Genomic DNA, 15,323 nt, shown 5'->3' on the forward strand with positions numbered 1-15,323 from the left:
TCGGCGGACGGCTGCCCGCCGGGCGGCGGGCCGGACATCCCGTGCCGCGGGGGGCAGGGGGCGGCCGCGGGCTCCCGGTCCGGGGACGCGTCCGGCCGGTCCTCCCCGTCGTCCGGGGTCAGCAGCTCCGCGATGTCCAGGACGTGGTAGCCGCGCATCGACGGCAGGCAGCTGCCCCGCACCGGACCGATCGCCGCCGCCCAGTCCCGGGGGATCGCCGACGCCCCGTGCAGGGCGCCGGCCAGCGCCCCGGCCACGGCCGCGGTGGTGTCGGCGTCCCGGCCCATGTTCACGGCCGTGAGCACCGCCGTACGGAAATCGCCGCGCGCCGCCGTGAGGGCCCCGAAGGCCAGCCCCACCGCCTCCGGCGCCAGGTCCGTCCAGGGGTAGCCGCCGATCACCACCGCGGAGCGCACCGCGCGCTCCGCGGTCAGCCGGTCGGGGTACGAGCGCTGCGCGGCAGAGACCGCGCGGCGCAGCGACCGTGCCGTCCAGGAGTCCATCGGCACGACCGAGAGCGCGGCGGCGATCACGGAGGCGAGCCCCGACCCCACCATCGCCGCCGCCACTCCCGCCGCGACCGCCTGTCCGCCGTAGATGCCCTCCCCGTCATGGCTGACCCGCCCGTCCACCGCCACCAGACGGGCGGCCTCGGAGGGCCGGCCGGCGGCGAAGACCCCGAACGGTGCGGCACGCATGGCGAGGCCGTCGCTCCAGGCGTGCCGGTGCTGGGCCGAGATCGGGGCGGCGAGACCGCGCCGCAGGTTCTCCAGGGTGCCGCGCTCGCTGAATCCGGCGCCCCGGAAGGGCCCCTCGTCCAGATCAGCGATCCAGTGGTGCCAGGCCCGTTCGACGTGCGAGACGGTGAGCGCCGAGCCGTGCCTGGCCAGCAGCAGCCCGGAGAAGATCGCGTACTCGGTGTCGTCGGTCCCCGCCGGATCGTCGCTGACGAAGCCCTCGATGCGGCCCCAGCGGCGGCGGATCTCGGACGGGCGCATGTTCTCCGCCGGGGCGCCGAGCGCATCCCCCACCGCGAGCCCCAGCAACGCCCCCCGCGCCCGGTCGCCCGTGCCCGCCGTCGGGCCCTCCGCCATGAGCTCCATCGTGTCGACCCTTCGCTCCCACCCGGATCTACCGGATACGCGAGGTTTCCCCACTCAGGGCGAACAGAGGCTTGTATTTCGTACAAATCGACCGACCGGGTGATCCTCCTGGCGGAGGTAAGTTCGGCCTTCCTTGCTGGCGGGAGGCGTTTTTCGTGCGTACTTTCGACGGTGCGGAGCGGAGGAATCACCATGGGGTCCGCTCCCGGACAAGGGGAGAGCTGTGTCCATCATCGAGACCGACGCCGTACTGCACGAGGCCCACCGCGACAACCACACCCACCGTGACGTCAACGGCGGCTGGCTGCGGCCCGCGGTGTTCGGCGCCATGGACGGTCTCGTCTCCAACCTCGCCCTGATGACGGGCGTCGCCGGGGGCGCGGTCTCCCAGCAGACCGTCGTCATCACGGGCCTCGCCGGGCTGGCCGCCGGTGCGTTCTCCATGGCCGCGGGCGAGTACACCTCCGTCGCCTCGCAGCGTGAGCTCGTCGAGGCCGAGCTGGCCGTCGAGCGGCGTGAGCTGCGCAAACACCCCAAGGACGAGATGGAGGAGCTCGCCGCGCTCTATGAGTCCCGCGGTGTCGAGCCCGCCCTCGCCCGGGAGGTCGCCCGGCAGTTGTCCAAGGACCCCGAGCAGGCCCTCGAGATACACGCGCGCGAGGAGCTGGGCATCGACCCCGGTGACCTTCCCTCGCCTCTCGTCGCCGCCCTGTCCTCCTTCGGCGCCTTCGCGCTGGGCGCCCTGCTGCCCGTCCTGCCCTACCTGCTCGGTGCCGACGCGCTCTGGCCCGCCGTGCTGCTCGCCCTGGTGGGCCTCTTCGGCTGCGGCGCGGTGGTGGCCAGGGTGACGGCGCGCAGCTGGTGGTTCAGCGGACTGCGGCAGCTCGTGCTCGGCGGGGCCGCCGCGGCGATCACGTACGGCCTGGGCACCCTCTTCGGTGTCGCCGCAGGCTGAGGCCCCGAAAGCCCCGTTCCCGACGGGTCCCGAGGCCCCGTCCCCGGCGGGTCCCGAAGTCCGCCCCCGGCGGCCCCGGACCCGCGTGCCGGGACTTCACGGGTGCCCCGCGGTGTTCCACCGGTGTGACGTACGTCTTGGCGCACGTCACTGGGCTGATGGGTATGCCCGCCCTAAAATGAGTCTCTATGCAGGGCTGCACATAAGTAGCCGTTACTCGGCGGTTTCGATTCCATGACCGACGGGCAAGAGCCGTAGACACTCGCGGGCAACGACGCCTGCACTCTGCGGTCTCCCCGGACGGTGATCCACAAGGGTCCGTCCGATCGTGACCCACCCGCACCGCGACTCCGTGGTGTCCGCATGTTGGAACGGACTATTCGCTTTTTGAGAAGCGTTCCATCATGTAACCTGCACGAAATTTCGCAGAGGGCCAGCGTCGTCCCTCGGCACAGCACATGCCACGACGACGACGGGAGAGCCGATGCGTTCCGACGCCTGGTCGCCCATGGACGGTCGCCCTGTCCAGCAGGGAATGTACGACCCCCGTAACGAGCACGACGCCTGTGGTGTCGGGTTCGTGGCCACTCTGACCGGTGTGGCCAGCCATGAGCTGGTCGAGCAGGCGCTGACCGTACTGCGCAACCTCGAACACCGCGGCGCCACAGGATCCGAGCCCGACTCGGGCGACGGCGCCGGCATTCTCCTTCAGGTCCCGGACGCCTTCCTCCGCGAAGAGGTCACGTTCGAACTCCCCGAGGCCGGCTCCTACGCCGTCGGCATCGCCTTCCTCCCCGCCGACGACTCCACCGGAGCCGTCCAGCGGATCGAGAAGATCGCCGCCGAAGAGGGCCTCGACGTCCTCGGCTGGCGCGAGGTCCCGGTCACCCCGGACCTCCTCGGCAACGGCGCCCGCGCCACGATGCCCGAATTCCGCCAGCTGCTCGTCGCCGACGGGACGAGCACCGGCATCGAGCTGGACCGCAAGGCCTTCGTCCTGCGCAAGCGCGCCGAGCGTGAGGCCGGGGTGTACTTCCCCTCGCTCTCCGCACGCACGCTCGTCTACAAGGGCATGCTCACCACCGGGCAGCTGGAGCCGTTCTTCCCGGACCTCTCCGACCGCCGCTTCGCCACCACGGTCGCGCTGGTCCACTCCCGCTTCTCGACCAACACCTTCCCGAGCTGGCCGCTCGCCCACCCCTACCGCTTCGTCGCGCACAACGGCGAGATCAACACGGTCAAGGGCAACCGCAACTGGATGAAGGCCCGCGAGTCCCAGCTCGCCTCCAGCCTCTTCGGTGCCGAGAACCTCGACCGGATCTTCCCCGTCTGCACCCCCGACGCCTCCGACTCGGCGTCCTTCGACGAGGTCCTGGAGCTGCTCCACCTCGGCGGCCGCTCCCTGCCGCACTCGGTGCTGATGATGGTCCCCGAGGCGTGGGAGAACCACGCCTCCATGGACCCGGCCCGCCGCGCGTTCTACCAGTACCACGCCACGATGATGGAGCCCTGGGACGGCCCGGCCTGCGTCACCTTCACCGACGGCACCCAGGTCGGCGCGGTCCTCGACCGCAACGGTCTGCGCCCCGGCCGCTACTGGGTCACCGACGACGGCCTCGTCGTCCTCTCCTCCGAGGTCGGCGTCCTGGACATCGACCCCGCCAAGGTCGTCCGCAAGGGCCGCCTCCAGCCCGGCAAGATGTTCCTCGTCGACACCGCCGAGCACCGCATCATCGAGGACGACGAGATCAAGGCGTCCCTGGCCGCCCAGAACCCGTACGCCGAATGGCTGGAAGCCGGCGAGATCGAGCTCGAGGACCTCCCCGAGCGCGAGCACGTCGTCCACACCCACGCCTCGGTCACCCGCCGCCAGCAGACCTTCGGCTACACCGAGGAAGAGCTCCGCGTCCTCCTCGCCCCGATGGCCCGCACCGCCGGCGAACCCCTCGGCTCCATGGGCACCGACTCGCCGATCGCCGCGCTCTCCGAGCGCCCCCGGCTGCTCTTCGACTACTTCACCCAGCTGTTCGCCCAGGTCACCAACCCGCCGCTGGACGCCATCCGCGAGGAGCTCGTCACCTCGCTGCGCTCCACCATCGGCCCCCAGGGCAACATCCTGGAACCGACCGCCGCGACGTGCCGCAACGTCACGCTGCCCTTCCCGGTCATCGACAACGACGAGCTCGCCAAGCTCATACACATCAACGCCGACGGCGACATGCCGGGCATGAAGGCCGCCACCCTGGCCGGCCTCTACCGCGTCAGCGGCGGAGGCGACGCCCTCGCCGCCCGGATCGAGGAGATCTGCGCCGAGGTCGACGCGGCCATGGAGGACGGTGCCCGCCTGATCGTCCTCTCCGACCGTCACTCCGACGCCGAGCACGCGCCGATCCCGTCGCTCCTGCTCACCTCGGCCGTCCACCACCACCTCATCCGCACCAAGCAGCGCACCCAGATGGGGCTGCTGGTCGAGGCCGGCGACGTCCGCGAGGTCCACCACGTCGCGCTCCTCATCGGCTACGGCGCCGCCGCCGTCAACCCGTACCTCGCGATGGAGTCCGTCGAGGACCTCGTCCGCGCCGGCACGTTCATCGAGGGTCTCGAGCCCGAGCTGGCCATCCGCAACCTCATCTACGCCCTCGGCAAGGGCGTCCTGAAGGTCATGTCCAAGATGGGCATCTCGACCGTCGCCTCCTACCGCGGCGCCCAGGTCTTCGAGGCCGTCGGCCTCGACGAGGGCTTCGTCGACCAGTACTTCAACGGCACCGCGACCAAGATCGGCGGCGCCGGACTCGACGTCGTCGCCAAGGAGGTCGCCGCCCGCCACACCAAGGCCTACCCCGCCTCCGGCATCGCCGCCTCGCACCGTGCGCTGGAGATCGGCGGCGAGTACCAGTGGCGCCGCGAGGGCGAGCCGCACCTGTTCGACCCGGACACGGTCTTCCGTCTCCAGCACGCCACCCGTAACCGCCGGTACGACATCTTCAAGAAGTACACCGGCCGGGTCAACGAGCAGTCCGAGCGCCTCATGACGCTGCGCGGACTCTTCGGCTTCAGGAGCGGCCGCGAGGCGATCTCCATCGACGAGGTCGAGTCCGCCTCCGAGATCGTCAAGCGCTTCTCCACCGGCGCCATGTCGTACGGCTCCATCTCCCAGGAGGCGCACGAGACCCTCGCCGTCGCCATGAACCAGCTGGGCGGCAAGTCCAACACCGGCGAGGGCGGCGAGGACGCCGAGCGCCTCTACGACCCGGCACGCCGCTCGTCCATCAAGCAGGTCGCCTCCGGCCGCTTCGGTGTGACCAGCGAGTACCTCGTCAACGCGGACGACATCCAGATCAAGATGGCGCAGGGCGCCAAGCCCGGCGAGGGCGGCCAGCTGCCCGGCCACAAGGTCTACCCCTGGGTCGCCAAGACCCGGCACTCCACCCCGGGTGTCGGCCTGATCTCGCCCCCGCCGCACCACGACATCTACTCCATCGAGGACCTGGCTCAGCTGATCCACGACCTCAAGAACGCCAACCCGGCGGCCCGCATCCACGTGAAGCTGGTCTCCGAGGTCGGCGTCGGCACGGTCGCCGCGGGTGTCTCCAAGGCCCACGCGGACGTCGTCCTCATCTCCGGCCACGACGGCGGAACGGGCGCCTCGCCGCTCACCTCGCTCAAGCACGCGGGCGGTCCCTGGGAGCTCGGACTCGCCGAGACCCAGCAGACCCTGCTGCTCAACGGCCTGCGCGACCGCATCGTCGTCCAGACCGACGGCCAGCTCAAGACCGGCCGCGACGTCGTCATCGCCGCGCTCCTGGGCGCCGAGGAGTTCGGTTTCGCGACCGCCCCCCTCGTCGTCTCCGGCTGCGTCATGATGCGCGTCTGCCACCTCGACACCTGCCCCGTCGGCATCGCCACCCAGAACCCCGTCCTGCGCGAGCGGTTCTCCGGCAAGGCCGAATACATCGTCAACTTCTTCGAGTTCATCGCCGAAGAGGTCCGCGAGATCCTCGCCGAGCTCGGCTTCCGCACCATCGAGGAGGCCGTCGGCCACGCCGAACTCCTCGACACCGAGCGGGCCGTCACCCACTGGAAGGCACAGGGCCTCGACCTCGAGCCCCTCTTCTACGTGCCCGAGCTGGCCGAGGACGCGGTGCGCCACCGCATCAACGAGCAGGACCACGGACTGGCCAAGGCCCTCGACAACGAGCTGATCAAGCTCGCCGCCGACGCGCTCGGCGCCGACAGCGCCGAAGCCGCACAGCCCGTGCGCGCGCAGATCGCGATCCGCAACATCAACCGGACCGTCGGCACCATGCTCGGCCACGAGGTGACCAAGAAGTTCGGCGGTGCGGGCCTGCCCGACGACACCATCGACATCACCTTCACCGGTTCCGCCGGCCAGTCCTTCGGCGCGTTCGTGCCGCGCGGCGTGACACTGCGCCTGGAGGGCGACGCCAACGACTACGTCGGCAAGGGCCTCTCCGGCGGCCGTGTCATCGTCCGCCCGGACCGAGGCGCCGACCACCTCGCCGAATACTCCACCATCGCCGGCAACACCATCGGCTACGGTGCGACCGGCGGCGAACTGTTCCTCCGCGGCCGGACCGGCGAGCGCTTCTGCGTCCGCAACTCCGGTGCGACGGTCGTCTCGGAAGGCGTGGGCGACCACGGCTGCGAGTACATGACCGGCGGTCACGCGGTCGTCCTCGGCGAGACCGGACGCAACTTCGCCGCGGGCATGTCCGGCGGCATCGCGTACGTCATCGACCTCGACCTCGACAACGTCAACACCGGCAACGCCGGTGCCGTCGAGCCCCTCGACGACACCGACAGGCAGTGGCTGCACGACGTCGTGCGCCGCCACCAGGAGGAGACCGGCTCCACGGTCGCCGAGAAGCTGCTGGCCGACTGGGACTCCGCGGCCGCCCGCTTCAGCAAGATCATCCCGTCCACCTACAAGGCAGTGCTCGCCGCCAAGGACGCCGCTGAGCTCGCCGGTCTCTCCGAGCAGGAGACCACCGAGAAGATGATGGAGGCGGCGACCAATGGCTGACCCCAAGGGCTTCCTGACCACCGGACGCGAGGTCGCCAAGACCCGCCCCGTCGGCGAGCGCGTCAAGGACTGGAACGAGGTCTACGTTCCGGGATCGCTGCTCCCGATCATCAGCAAGCAGGCAGGCCGCTGCATGGACTGCGGCATCCCGTTCTGCCACAACGGCTGCCCGCTCGGAAACCTCATCCCCGAGTGGAACGACTACGCCTACCGCGAGGACTGGTCGGCGGCGTCCGAGCGCCTGCACGCCACGAACAACTTCCCGGAGTTCACGGGCCGCCTGTGCCCCGCCCCGTGCGAGTCGGCGTGCGTCCTCGGCATCAACCAGCCGGCCGTCACCATCAAGAACGTCGAAGTCAGCATCATCGACAAGGCATGGGAGAGCGGCGACGTCACCCCGCAGCCGCCCGAGCGCCTCTCCGGCAAGACCGTCGCCGTCATCGGATCGGGCCCGGCGGGACTCGCCGCCGCCCAGCAGCTGACCCGCGCCGGCCACACGGTCGCCGTCTTCGAGCGCGCGGACCGCATCGGAGGACTCCTCCGCTACGGCATCCCCGAGTTCAAGATGGAGAAGTCGCACATCAACCGCCGCATCGAGCAGATGCGCGCGGAAGGCACCAAGTTCCGCACGGAGGTGGAGATCGGCAAGGACATCGACGCCGCGAAGCTCCGCCGCCGCTACGACGCGGTCGTCATCGCCGCCGGTGCCACCGTCTCCCGCGACCTGCCCGTCCCGGGCCGTGAGCTGAACGGCATCCACTTCGCGATGGAGTACCTGCCGCTCGCCAACAAGGTGCAGGAGGGCGACCTCACCGTCGCCCCGATCAACGCCGCGGGCAAGCACGTCGTCGTCATCGGCGGCGGCGACACCGGCGCCGACTGCGTCGGCACCGCCCACCGGCAGGGCGCCGCCTCCGTCACCCAGTTGGAGATCATGCCCCAGCCGGGCGAGGAACGGAACGCCAACCAGCCCTGGCCGACCTTCCCCATGCTCTACAAGGTCACCTCCGCGCACGAGGAGGGCGGCGAGCGGATCTACTCCGTCTCCACCACCCACTTCGAGGGCGACGAGGACGGCAACGTCCAGTCCCTCCACCTCATCGAGGTGGAGTTCAAGGACGGCAAGCTGGAGCAGAAGGCCGGCACCGAGCGTGTCATCCCCGCCCAGCTCGTCACCCTGGCCATGGGCTTCACCGGCACCGACCAGGGCAACGGCCTCGTCCAGCAGTTCGGAGTCGGCCTCGACGAGCGCGGCAACATCGCGCGCGACGAGGACTACGCGACCAACGTCGACGGCGTCTACGTCGCCGGTGACGCGGGCCGTGGCCAGTCCCTCATCGTGTGGGCCATCGCCGAGGGCCGCTCCGCGGCGCGCGGCGTGGACCGGTTCCTGACCGGGGCCAGCGCCCTGCACGCCCCGATCCGCCCGACGGACCGTTCCCTGACGGTCTGATCACGGCACAGAGACGTCCCGTACAAAGGCGTACGGAACTGAACGCGGCGCCCGCCCCCGTCCCCGACCGGACAAGGGCGGGCGCCGCGGCGTCCGGGGCCGGGCGCCCCCGCACTCAGCCGACCAGCGCCAGCGCGCACACGGCGGCCAGGGTGCCCGTCACCGACAGCACCAGGCCGGTCCCCACGAACCGGCCCATCGCGATACGCGTTCCCTGCCAGCGGCACCGCTCGAACCACAGCAGCGTCGCCAGCGACGCCCACGGAGTGACGAGCGACCCCACATTGACGCCGATCAGCAGCGCCAGCAACTGCTCCTGATTGCCCACCGGGACGACCGCCTCACCCGCCAGATAGGCCGGCAGGTTGTTCAGCGCGTTCGCCAGCCCCGCCCCCACCGCGGCCGACCGCAGCATCCCCACGAACCCGTTGTCCGTACCGAGCAGGGACCCCAGCAGCCCGTGCAGCCCGTGCGCGTCGACCGTCTGCACCACCAGGAACATCCCGGGGACCAGGACCAGCAGCCGCCACGGCACCAGCGACAGCCGCAGCTCCTTCCTGCGCCGCACGGCGAACGCCACCACGACGACCACCATCGCGGTCAGCGACGCCGACCAGAGCGGCACGTCCGCGACCAGGATCGCCAGCAGGAATCCCGCACAGGCCACCGCGCAGATCCGCAGCAGGACGGGATCCTCGGGCACCGGCGCACCCGGAGGGGTGTACCGGTCGGCGCCGCGCCGGCCGCGCCGCCAGTAGAAGACCCACAGGCACGCCGCCGTCACCGCGATCGCCGCGAGCTGCGGCAGCCACATCACCGCCGCGAGACCGGACGGGGAGAGCGCCACCCGGTCCGCCGCCAGCAGATTCGTCAGATTCGACACCGGCAGCAGCAGACTCGCGGTGTTGGCGAGCCACACGGCCGTCATCGCCAGAGGGACCGCCGCGATACCCACCCGGCCGGCCAGTGCCAGCATGACCGGGGTCAGCAGCACCGCCGTGGTGTCCAGATTCAGCGTGATGGTCGTGAGCGAGGCGAAGAGCACGCACAGGCCGAAGAGCAGCGGATACCGACCCCGCCCCGACCGTGCCACCCAGGACGCCGCCACGTCGAAGACCTGCGCCCGGCCCGTCAGTTCGGCCATCACGATCACGGTACCCAGGAACACCAGCAGCGGCCCGACCCGCCGCATCTCGTCCGCCGCCGCCTCCGAGGGCAGCAGCCCGGTCGCCGTCGCGAGCAGCCCAAGCGCCAGCAGACCGCCCGCCAGCCAGTCCAGCGGATGCGGCCGCCGGACCCCGCGGACAGGACCGTCACCGGGCCCCCCGTCCCCGCCCACGGGCCCACCCGCTGAGAGATCTCTCGCCATGGAACGATCATCCCAGACAGTGGACTCAGGCTGTGGACCTGCGAGTTCGCCGCCAGGCCGCCCTTCCGCGGGAAGCGCCGTGAGCGTCTCCGGGACCGGGCGGCCAGGCGAAGCCGGTGGCACGCTCCGGGACCGGGAGCGTGCCACCGCGTCCCGGAGCTCAGATCCGCGACAGGGCACTGTCGAGGAGGGGCAGCAGGCGATCCCAGTGGCGCCGCAGCGCGCCGGGGTAGACCTCGGTGCGCATGCGTTCTCCTGTCGTGGTCGACGTGTCGGGCTGCGGTGAGCACGACAGGAGGCGGAGCCCGCGCCGGGGCGCGGGACCCTCGGTCCGGGAGCGGGCCGGAAACGGCCCGTACGGCGCTCAGAGGAGCGCCGGGTCACCGATCCGTGTGTGGCGAGATGCCGTCCCGGTGGTCACCCGCACGACGTGGTCCACCGGACAGGACCCAGGCGGGCCGCCGCGTGCGCCTCGGGGCCCGCACGGACGCCGGAGCGGACCGTACGTGGCCGGGGGGCCCGTCAGGCCGCTCCCGTCAGGGACGCCGTCCGCAGCGCCACCACCGCGGCCAGCAGGACCACGAGAACCGCCCCGCCGGCCAGCTGAGCGGCAGACGTCCGCAGCTTCGCCGGGGCGTAGGCGAGCCCGTAGGTGACCAGGCCGCCGGTCAGCAGTCCGCCGAGGTGCCCCTCCCACGAGGTGAACACGGCGGAGATCACCATCCAGAGCAGGAATCCCCCCAGGAAGCGTTTGACCGGCCCCATGTCGCGGCCCAGACGGCGGTTGATGACGTAGAAGGACGCCGCCAGGCCGAAGATCGCGCCCGACGCGCCGACCGCCGACGTCTCCGGCGAGACCAGGTACACCAGCACCGAACCGCCCACCGCGGACAGCAGGTACAGCGCGAGATAACGCGCCCGGCCGAGCTGGCCCTCCACGATCCGGCCCAGATTCCACAGGGCCAGCATGTTGAAGACGAGGTGCATCACCCCGAACGACGCGTCCGGCGGCAGATGCAGGAACGTGCCGGTCAGCAGCCGGTACCACTCCCCGTCGGCCACCCCGGTCAGTTCGAAGCCCGGTGCGGTCTCGCCCCCGTACACGTACAACTGGCCGTCCGGCCCGAGAAGCGCGGCCCCGAGCATCCCGAACCGGTCGACCGTCCCGGACCGGACCGCCTCGACGACGTACGCCACGATGTTCAGCGCCATCAGCACATACGTCACCAGCGGCGTCGCCGCGTCCGGCACCGCTCCGCCGAACACGGAGCGGGCCCGGCGGACCGAGGCCTGCCCCTCCTTCACGCACTCCACGCAGTGGTGCCCGACCGACGCCTCACGCATGCAGTCGGGACAGATGTAACGGTCGCAGCGCGTGCAGCGCACATACGTCTCGTACGACGGGTGGCGGTAACACGTGCTGGCGGCGGCCTCCATGGCCGGCTCCTTCATTCGCGACGGGCGCAGGGCCGCCGGAGGCGGCGGCGATCAAGATAGCGAACGACGGTGAGGGCGGCACACCCGGGTGCCTTACGCTCACCACTCCCGTCAGTCGCCAGGGCGCGAGCCCGCCGCCCGGATCGGAGCTCCCCCATGACCGGCTCGCCCGTCCCCGCAGGACCGGCCATCAGCCTGCACAAGGTGCGGGAACGGGCACCGGCCGTCGCCGGCCACTACGAGAGCGCGCGGGTGTCCCTGGAGAAGCACGGGATGAGCGGCGGACGGGCCGCCGTCTACCTGGTCCTCGACTACTCCGGCTCGATGCGGGAGTACTACAGGGACGGCAGCGTCCAGGACCTGGCCGACCGGGTGCTCGGGCTCTCGGCCCACCTCGACGACGACGGACGGGTGCCCGTCGTCCTCTTCTCCACCGACATCGACGCCGTCACCGACATATCCCTGGACAACCACCACGGCCGCGTCGACGCGATCGTGGCCGGCCTCGGGCACATGGGGAAGACCAGTTACCACCTGGCGATGGACGCCGTCATCGACCACTACCTCGACAGCGGGTCGACCGCCCCGGCCCTCGTCGTCTTCCAGACCGACGGCGGCCCCCTCAGCAAGCACGCGGCGGAACGCTACCTGTGCAAGGCGGCGAAACTCCCGATGTTCTGGCAGTTCATCGGCTTCGGCAACAGGCGGAGCTCGCAGTTCGACTTCCTGCGCAGGCTCGACGAACTCGCCGTCCCGGCCAAGCGCCCCATCGACAACGCCGGCTTCTTCCACGCCGGGGCCGATCCCCGGGCACTCACGGACCCCGAGCTCTACGACCGGCTCGTCGCCGAATTCCCGCACTGGCTGGCGGCCGCCCGCGCCCAGGGTCTCGTCCGCTGACCCCCCCCACCAGGGTGCCCCGGGTCCGGCCCGGGAGCCCTGGTGCGCGGGGACCCGATCCGGTGACGCACGGGGCATCACGACAGAAGATGTCCGGATTAAGGGGTTCGATGGCTCCCATGACATCGCACGTGACACCGAGCAGCTGGCAGGACTTCCGCGCGGCGGAGCCCGACTTCGCCGACACCGTGGTCGGACGGTTCCAGCAGTACAAGCACCACGTCCTCGCGACCCTGCGTGCGGACGGCTCGCCCCGGGTCACCGGCCTGGAGGTCGAATTCCGGGCGGACGCGATGTGGTTCGGCATGATGCCGAACTCCCGCAAGGCACTCGACCTGCGGCGCGACCCCCGCTTCGCCGTCCAGGCCAACCCGGGACCGGACGCCGACATGGCCGACGGCGACATCCGCGTCTCCGGACGGGCCGTGGAGATCACCGACCCCACCGTGCTGGCCCGCTTCGTCGAGGAGGTCGCACCGCCGGAGCCCTTCCTGCTCTTCCGCGCCGACCCCGCCGAGGTGGTCGGCACCGGGCTCGACGGCGACGACCTCGTCGTGCGGGTCTGGCGGCCCGGTCACCCGCTGCGCACCCTGCGCAGGGGCGCCGACGACAGCCCCGTCCGCGAGTCCTGACTCCCCGGCCCCTGGCCCCCGGCCCCTGGCCCCCGGCCCCCGGCCCCACGGGCCGCGCCCCCCGCCCACAGCTCCGGCTCCCGGCCTCCGGGCGCCTGGACGGCCCGTGGCCGGACGGGTCGGGGAGTGCCCACCTGATCGGCGTAACCCCCGTCCGGAATCCCCCTGCCGGACGGAGCGCGGCCCGGCCCGGCGCCCGTACGGCATCCGGGTGAAACCGGCCCTCGTGCGACGGTCCCCGGCCCGGGGCCGGCGCGCTCCGCCTCCTCGGTGGAACGGAAGGTTCCGGCATGCGGCGAAGACGGCGCAGCCCTTGGGGGAACAGAGCGGAAGGCTGCCGGGAACGATCGCGGAACCCTCCGTGAACGCCCCCCGCCGCCGCCCCGGCCCCGCAGGTCTTCCGGCGCGCCGGTGCGAGGTGATCTGCCGCCCGGCGAGAGAACGTGCTACGGTTGCCGAGTTGCAGTTTTGGTACCCATGAACTTTATGTGCGCCTGACGGGAACCCTCCTCAGGCGCTTTATTGTTTTCCGGCTTTCTCCGGATGGGGCTCAATGCGGCGACTTGGAATTCGTAAAGTGCGGATTTCCGGCACTGCACCTCTTTTAGGAGAATGACATGGCTACTGGAACCGTGAAGTGGTTCAACTCGGAAAAGGGCTTCGGCTTCATCGAGCAGGACGGCGGCGGCGCCGACGTCTTCGCCCACTACTCGAACATCGCCACCCAGGGCTTCCGTGAGCTCCAGGAGGGCCAGAAGGTCTCCTTCGACGTCACGCAGGGCCAGAAGGGCCCGCAGGCGGAGAACATCGTCCCGGCCTAATTGCCGGACGCGTACCTCGCAGCCGGGGCCCGCACCGTGAAGGTGCGGGCCCCGGTTTGTGCTGTTTCCGGCTCGTCCTGTCCTCGGTTCGGCTCCGCCACCGGGACAGCTGCTCTGTGCTTGCATCCTGGGGCGCACATCAAGCAGTCCACAGCAGTCGGCAGTAATCCCAGGAATCCCCCAGGAGGGCAATTCCGTATGACCCGCTCCGAACGCCAGGACCGACCGACCCGCAACCGCCCGATAAGGGGCCGCGGCACGGACCGGACACAGGCGACCACCCGAGGATCCGGCAAGGCGCCGGCCCGACGCAGGACCGCGCCCGCCCAGGGCGGCGAATTCGCCCTGCCGGAGACCCTCACCCCAGCCCTGCCGGCCGTCGACGCGTTCGCCGACCTGGACATGCCCGCCGCGCTGCTGAAGACCCTCGCCGCGCAGGGCGTCACCGACCCCTTCCCCATCCAGGGCGCCACCCTGCCGAACTCGCTGGCCGGCCGGGACATCCTCGGCCGCGGCCGCACCGGCTCCGGCAAGACCCTCGCCTTCGGCCTGGCCCTGCTTGCCCGCACCGCGGGCCGCCGCTCCGAGCCGCACGCCCCGCTGGCCCTCGTCCTCGTGCCCACCCGCGAGCTCGCCCAGCAGGTCACCGACGCGCTGACCCCGTACGCCACCTCCGTGAACCTGCGCGTCGCCACCGTCGTCGGCGGCATGTCGATCAGCAGGCAGTCCGGCGCGCTGCGCCGCGGCGCCGAGGTGCTCGTCGCCACGCCCGGCCGCCTCAAGGACCTCATCGAGCGCGGCGACTGCCGACTCGACCAGGTCGCGATCACCGTCCTCGACGAGGCGGACCAGATGGCCGACATGGGCTTCATGCCGCAGGTCGTCGCGCTGCTCAAGCAGGTCGAGCCCGACGGGCAGCGGATGCTGTTCTCCGCGACCCTCGACAAGAACATCGACCGGCTGGTCAAGATGTTCCTCACCGACCCGGTCGTGCACTCCGTCGACCCGTCCGCCGGTGCGGTCACGACCATGGAGCACCACGTGCTCCACGTCCTGGACGAGACGGACAAGAAGGCCGTCGCCACGAGGATCGCCGCCCGTGACGGCCGGGTGATCATGTTCGTCGACACCAAGCGTGCCGCCGACCGCTTCGCCAAGCGGCTCCTCGCCAGCGGCGTGCGGGCCGCGGCCCTGCACGGCGGACGGTCCCAGCCGCAGCGCAACCGCACCCTGGACCAGTTCAAGAACGGCCAGGTCACCGCCCTCGTCGCGACGAACGTGGCAGCCCGCGGCATCCACATCGACGACCTGGACCTCGTCGTCAACGTGGACCCGCCGACCGACCACAAGGACTACCTCCACCGCGGCGGGCGCACCGCGCGCGCCGGGGAGTCCGGCAGCGTCGTCACGCTCGTGCTGCCCGAGGAGAAGCGCGACATGACCCGGCTGATGCAGGACGCGGGCATCGCGCCGCGCACCACCCGGATCAAGTCCGGCGACGACGAGCTCAGCCGGATCACCGGTGCCCGTGAACCCTCGGGCGTCGCGATCGTCATCGAGGTACCGCAGCCGACCCAGCCCAAGCCGCGTACGCGCGGCGGCGGCCAGG

10 protein-coding genes are annotated in these 15,323 nt (G+C 71.2%); 7 read left to right on the forward strand and 3 right to left on the reverse strand.

The window, feature by feature from the left end; all coding sequences use genetic code 11:
* Positions 1 to 1,103: ADP-ribosylglycohydrolase family protein (locus tag B9S57_RS07310; RefSeq protein ID WP_258036272.1), on the reverse strand; the 1,103-nt coding region annotated here is incomplete at its 3' end.
* A 223-nt stretch (positions 1,104 to 1,326) separates the two neighbouring features.
* On the opposite strand from B9S57_RS07310, the gene B9S57_RS07315 reads away from it, so the two are divergent.
* The 3 genes from B9S57_RS07315 to B9S57_RS07325 all read left to right on the forward strand — a co-directional run bounded on the left by B9S57_RS07315 (position 1,327) and on the right by B9S57_RS07325 (position 8,555).
* Positions 1,327 to 2,058, forward strand: coding sequence for a VIT1/CCC1 transporter family protein (locus tag B9S57_RS07315; RefSeq protein WP_103514713.1), 732 nt, complete (start codon positions 1,327 to 1,329; stop codon positions 2,056 to 2,058).
* A gap of 484 nt (positions 2,059 to 2,542) precedes the next feature.
* Positions 2,543 to 7,102 (forward strand): glutamate synthase large subunit, encoded by a 4,560-nt coding sequence (gltB, locus tag B9S57_RS07320; protein ID WP_103514714.1) that lies wholly within the window; start codon positions 2,543 to 2,545, stop codon positions 7,100 to 7,102.
* Positions 7,095 to 8,555: a glutamate synthase subunit beta gene (locus tag B9S57_RS07325; protein ID WP_103514715.1), complete on the forward strand. Its 1,461-nt coding sequence runs from the start codon at positions 7,095 to 7,097 to the stop codon at positions 8,553 to 8,555. Before gltB ends, B9S57_RS07325 begins: the two co-directional genes overlap by 8 nt.
* A 115-nt stretch (positions 8,556 to 8,670) precedes the next feature.
* Here the strand turns inward: B9S57_RS07325 and B9S57_RS07330 are convergent, their stop codons facing one another.
* Both B9S57_RS07330 and B9S57_RS07335 read right to left on the reverse strand, forming a co-directional pair.
* On the reverse strand, positions 8,671 to 9,924 hold the full coding sequence (locus B9S57_RS07330) for an SLC13 family permease (protein WP_103514716.1): 1,254 nt from the start codon (positions 9,922 to 9,924) through the stop codon (positions 8,671 to 8,673).
* A 522-nt stretch (positions 9,925 to 10,446) separates the two neighbouring features.
* The gene (locus B9S57_RS07335) at positions 10,447 to 11,361 is read right to left on the reverse strand and encodes a rhomboid family intramembrane serine protease (RefSeq protein WP_103514717.1); all 915 of its coding nucleotides are present in this window, start codon (positions 11,359 to 11,361) and stop codon (positions 10,447 to 10,449) included.
* Positions 11,362 to 11,517: 156 nt separating this feature from the next.
* Between B9S57_RS07335 and B9S57_RS07340 the strand changes: the two genes are divergently transcribed.
* From B9S57_RS07340 to B9S57_RS07355, 4 genes are all read left to right on the forward strand, one after another.
* A complete protein-coding gene (locus B9S57_RS07340; RefSeq protein WP_103514718.1) occupies positions 11,518 to 12,261 on the forward strand; it encodes a VWA domain-containing protein in 744 nt (247 codons plus the stop codon).
* A gap of 110 nt (positions 12,262 to 12,371) precedes the next feature.
* The gene (locus tag B9S57_RS07345; RefSeq protein ID WP_258036273.1) at positions 12,372 to 12,893 is read left to right on the forward strand and encodes a pyridoxamine 5'-phosphate oxidase family protein; all 522 of its coding nucleotides are present in this window, start codon (positions 12,372 to 12,374) and stop codon (positions 12,891 to 12,893) included.
* Positions 12,894 to 13,510: 617 nt separating this feature from the next.
* Positions 13,511 to 13,714 (forward strand): cold-shock protein, encoded by a 204-nt coding sequence (locus B9S57_RS07350; protein WP_015607926.1) that lies wholly within the window; start codon positions 13,511 to 13,513, stop codon positions 13,712 to 13,714.
* Positions 13,715 to 13,912: 198 nt separating this feature from the next.
* Positions 13,913 to 15,323: DEAD/DEAH box helicase (locus B9S57_RS07355; protein WP_103514720.1), on the forward strand; the 1,411-nt coding region annotated here is incomplete at its 3' end.

Origin of the sequence: Streptomyces sp. SM10 (genome assembly GCF_002910915.1) — a bacterium.
GTDB lineage: Bacteria > Actinomycetota > Actinomycetes > Streptomycetales > Streptomycetaceae > Streptomyces.

Bases quoted from the DNA above. Each gene is read 5' to 3' on its own strand.
- B9S57_RS07325 (WP_103514715.1), top strand. From the start codon at position 7,095: ATGGCTGACCCCAAGGGCTTCCTGACCACCGGACGCGAGGTCGCCAAG.
- gltB (WP_103514714.1), top strand. From the start codon at position 2,543: ATGCGTTCCGACGCCTGGTCGCCCATGGACGGTCGCCCTGTCCAGCAG.
- B9S57_RS07350 (WP_015607926.1), top strand. From the start codon at position 13,511: ATGGCTACTGGAACCGTGAAGTGGTTCAACTCGGAAAAGGGCTTCGGC.
- B9S57_RS07335 (WP_103514717.1), bottom strand. From the start codon at position 11,361: ATGGAGGCCGCCGCCAGCACGTGTTACCGCCACCCGTCGTACGAGACG.
- B9S57_RS07330 (WP_103514716.1), bottom strand. From the start codon at position 9,924: ATGGCGAGAGATCTCTCAGCGGGTGGGCCCGTGGGCGGGGACGGGGGG.
- B9S57_RS07345 (WP_258036273.1), top strand. From the start codon at position 12,372: ATGGCTCCCATGACATCGCACGTGACACCGAGCAGCTGGCAGGACTTC.
- B9S57_RS07340 (WP_103514718.1), top strand. From the start codon at position 11,518: ATGACCGGCTCGCCCGTCCCCGCAGGACCGGCCATCAGCCTGCACAAG.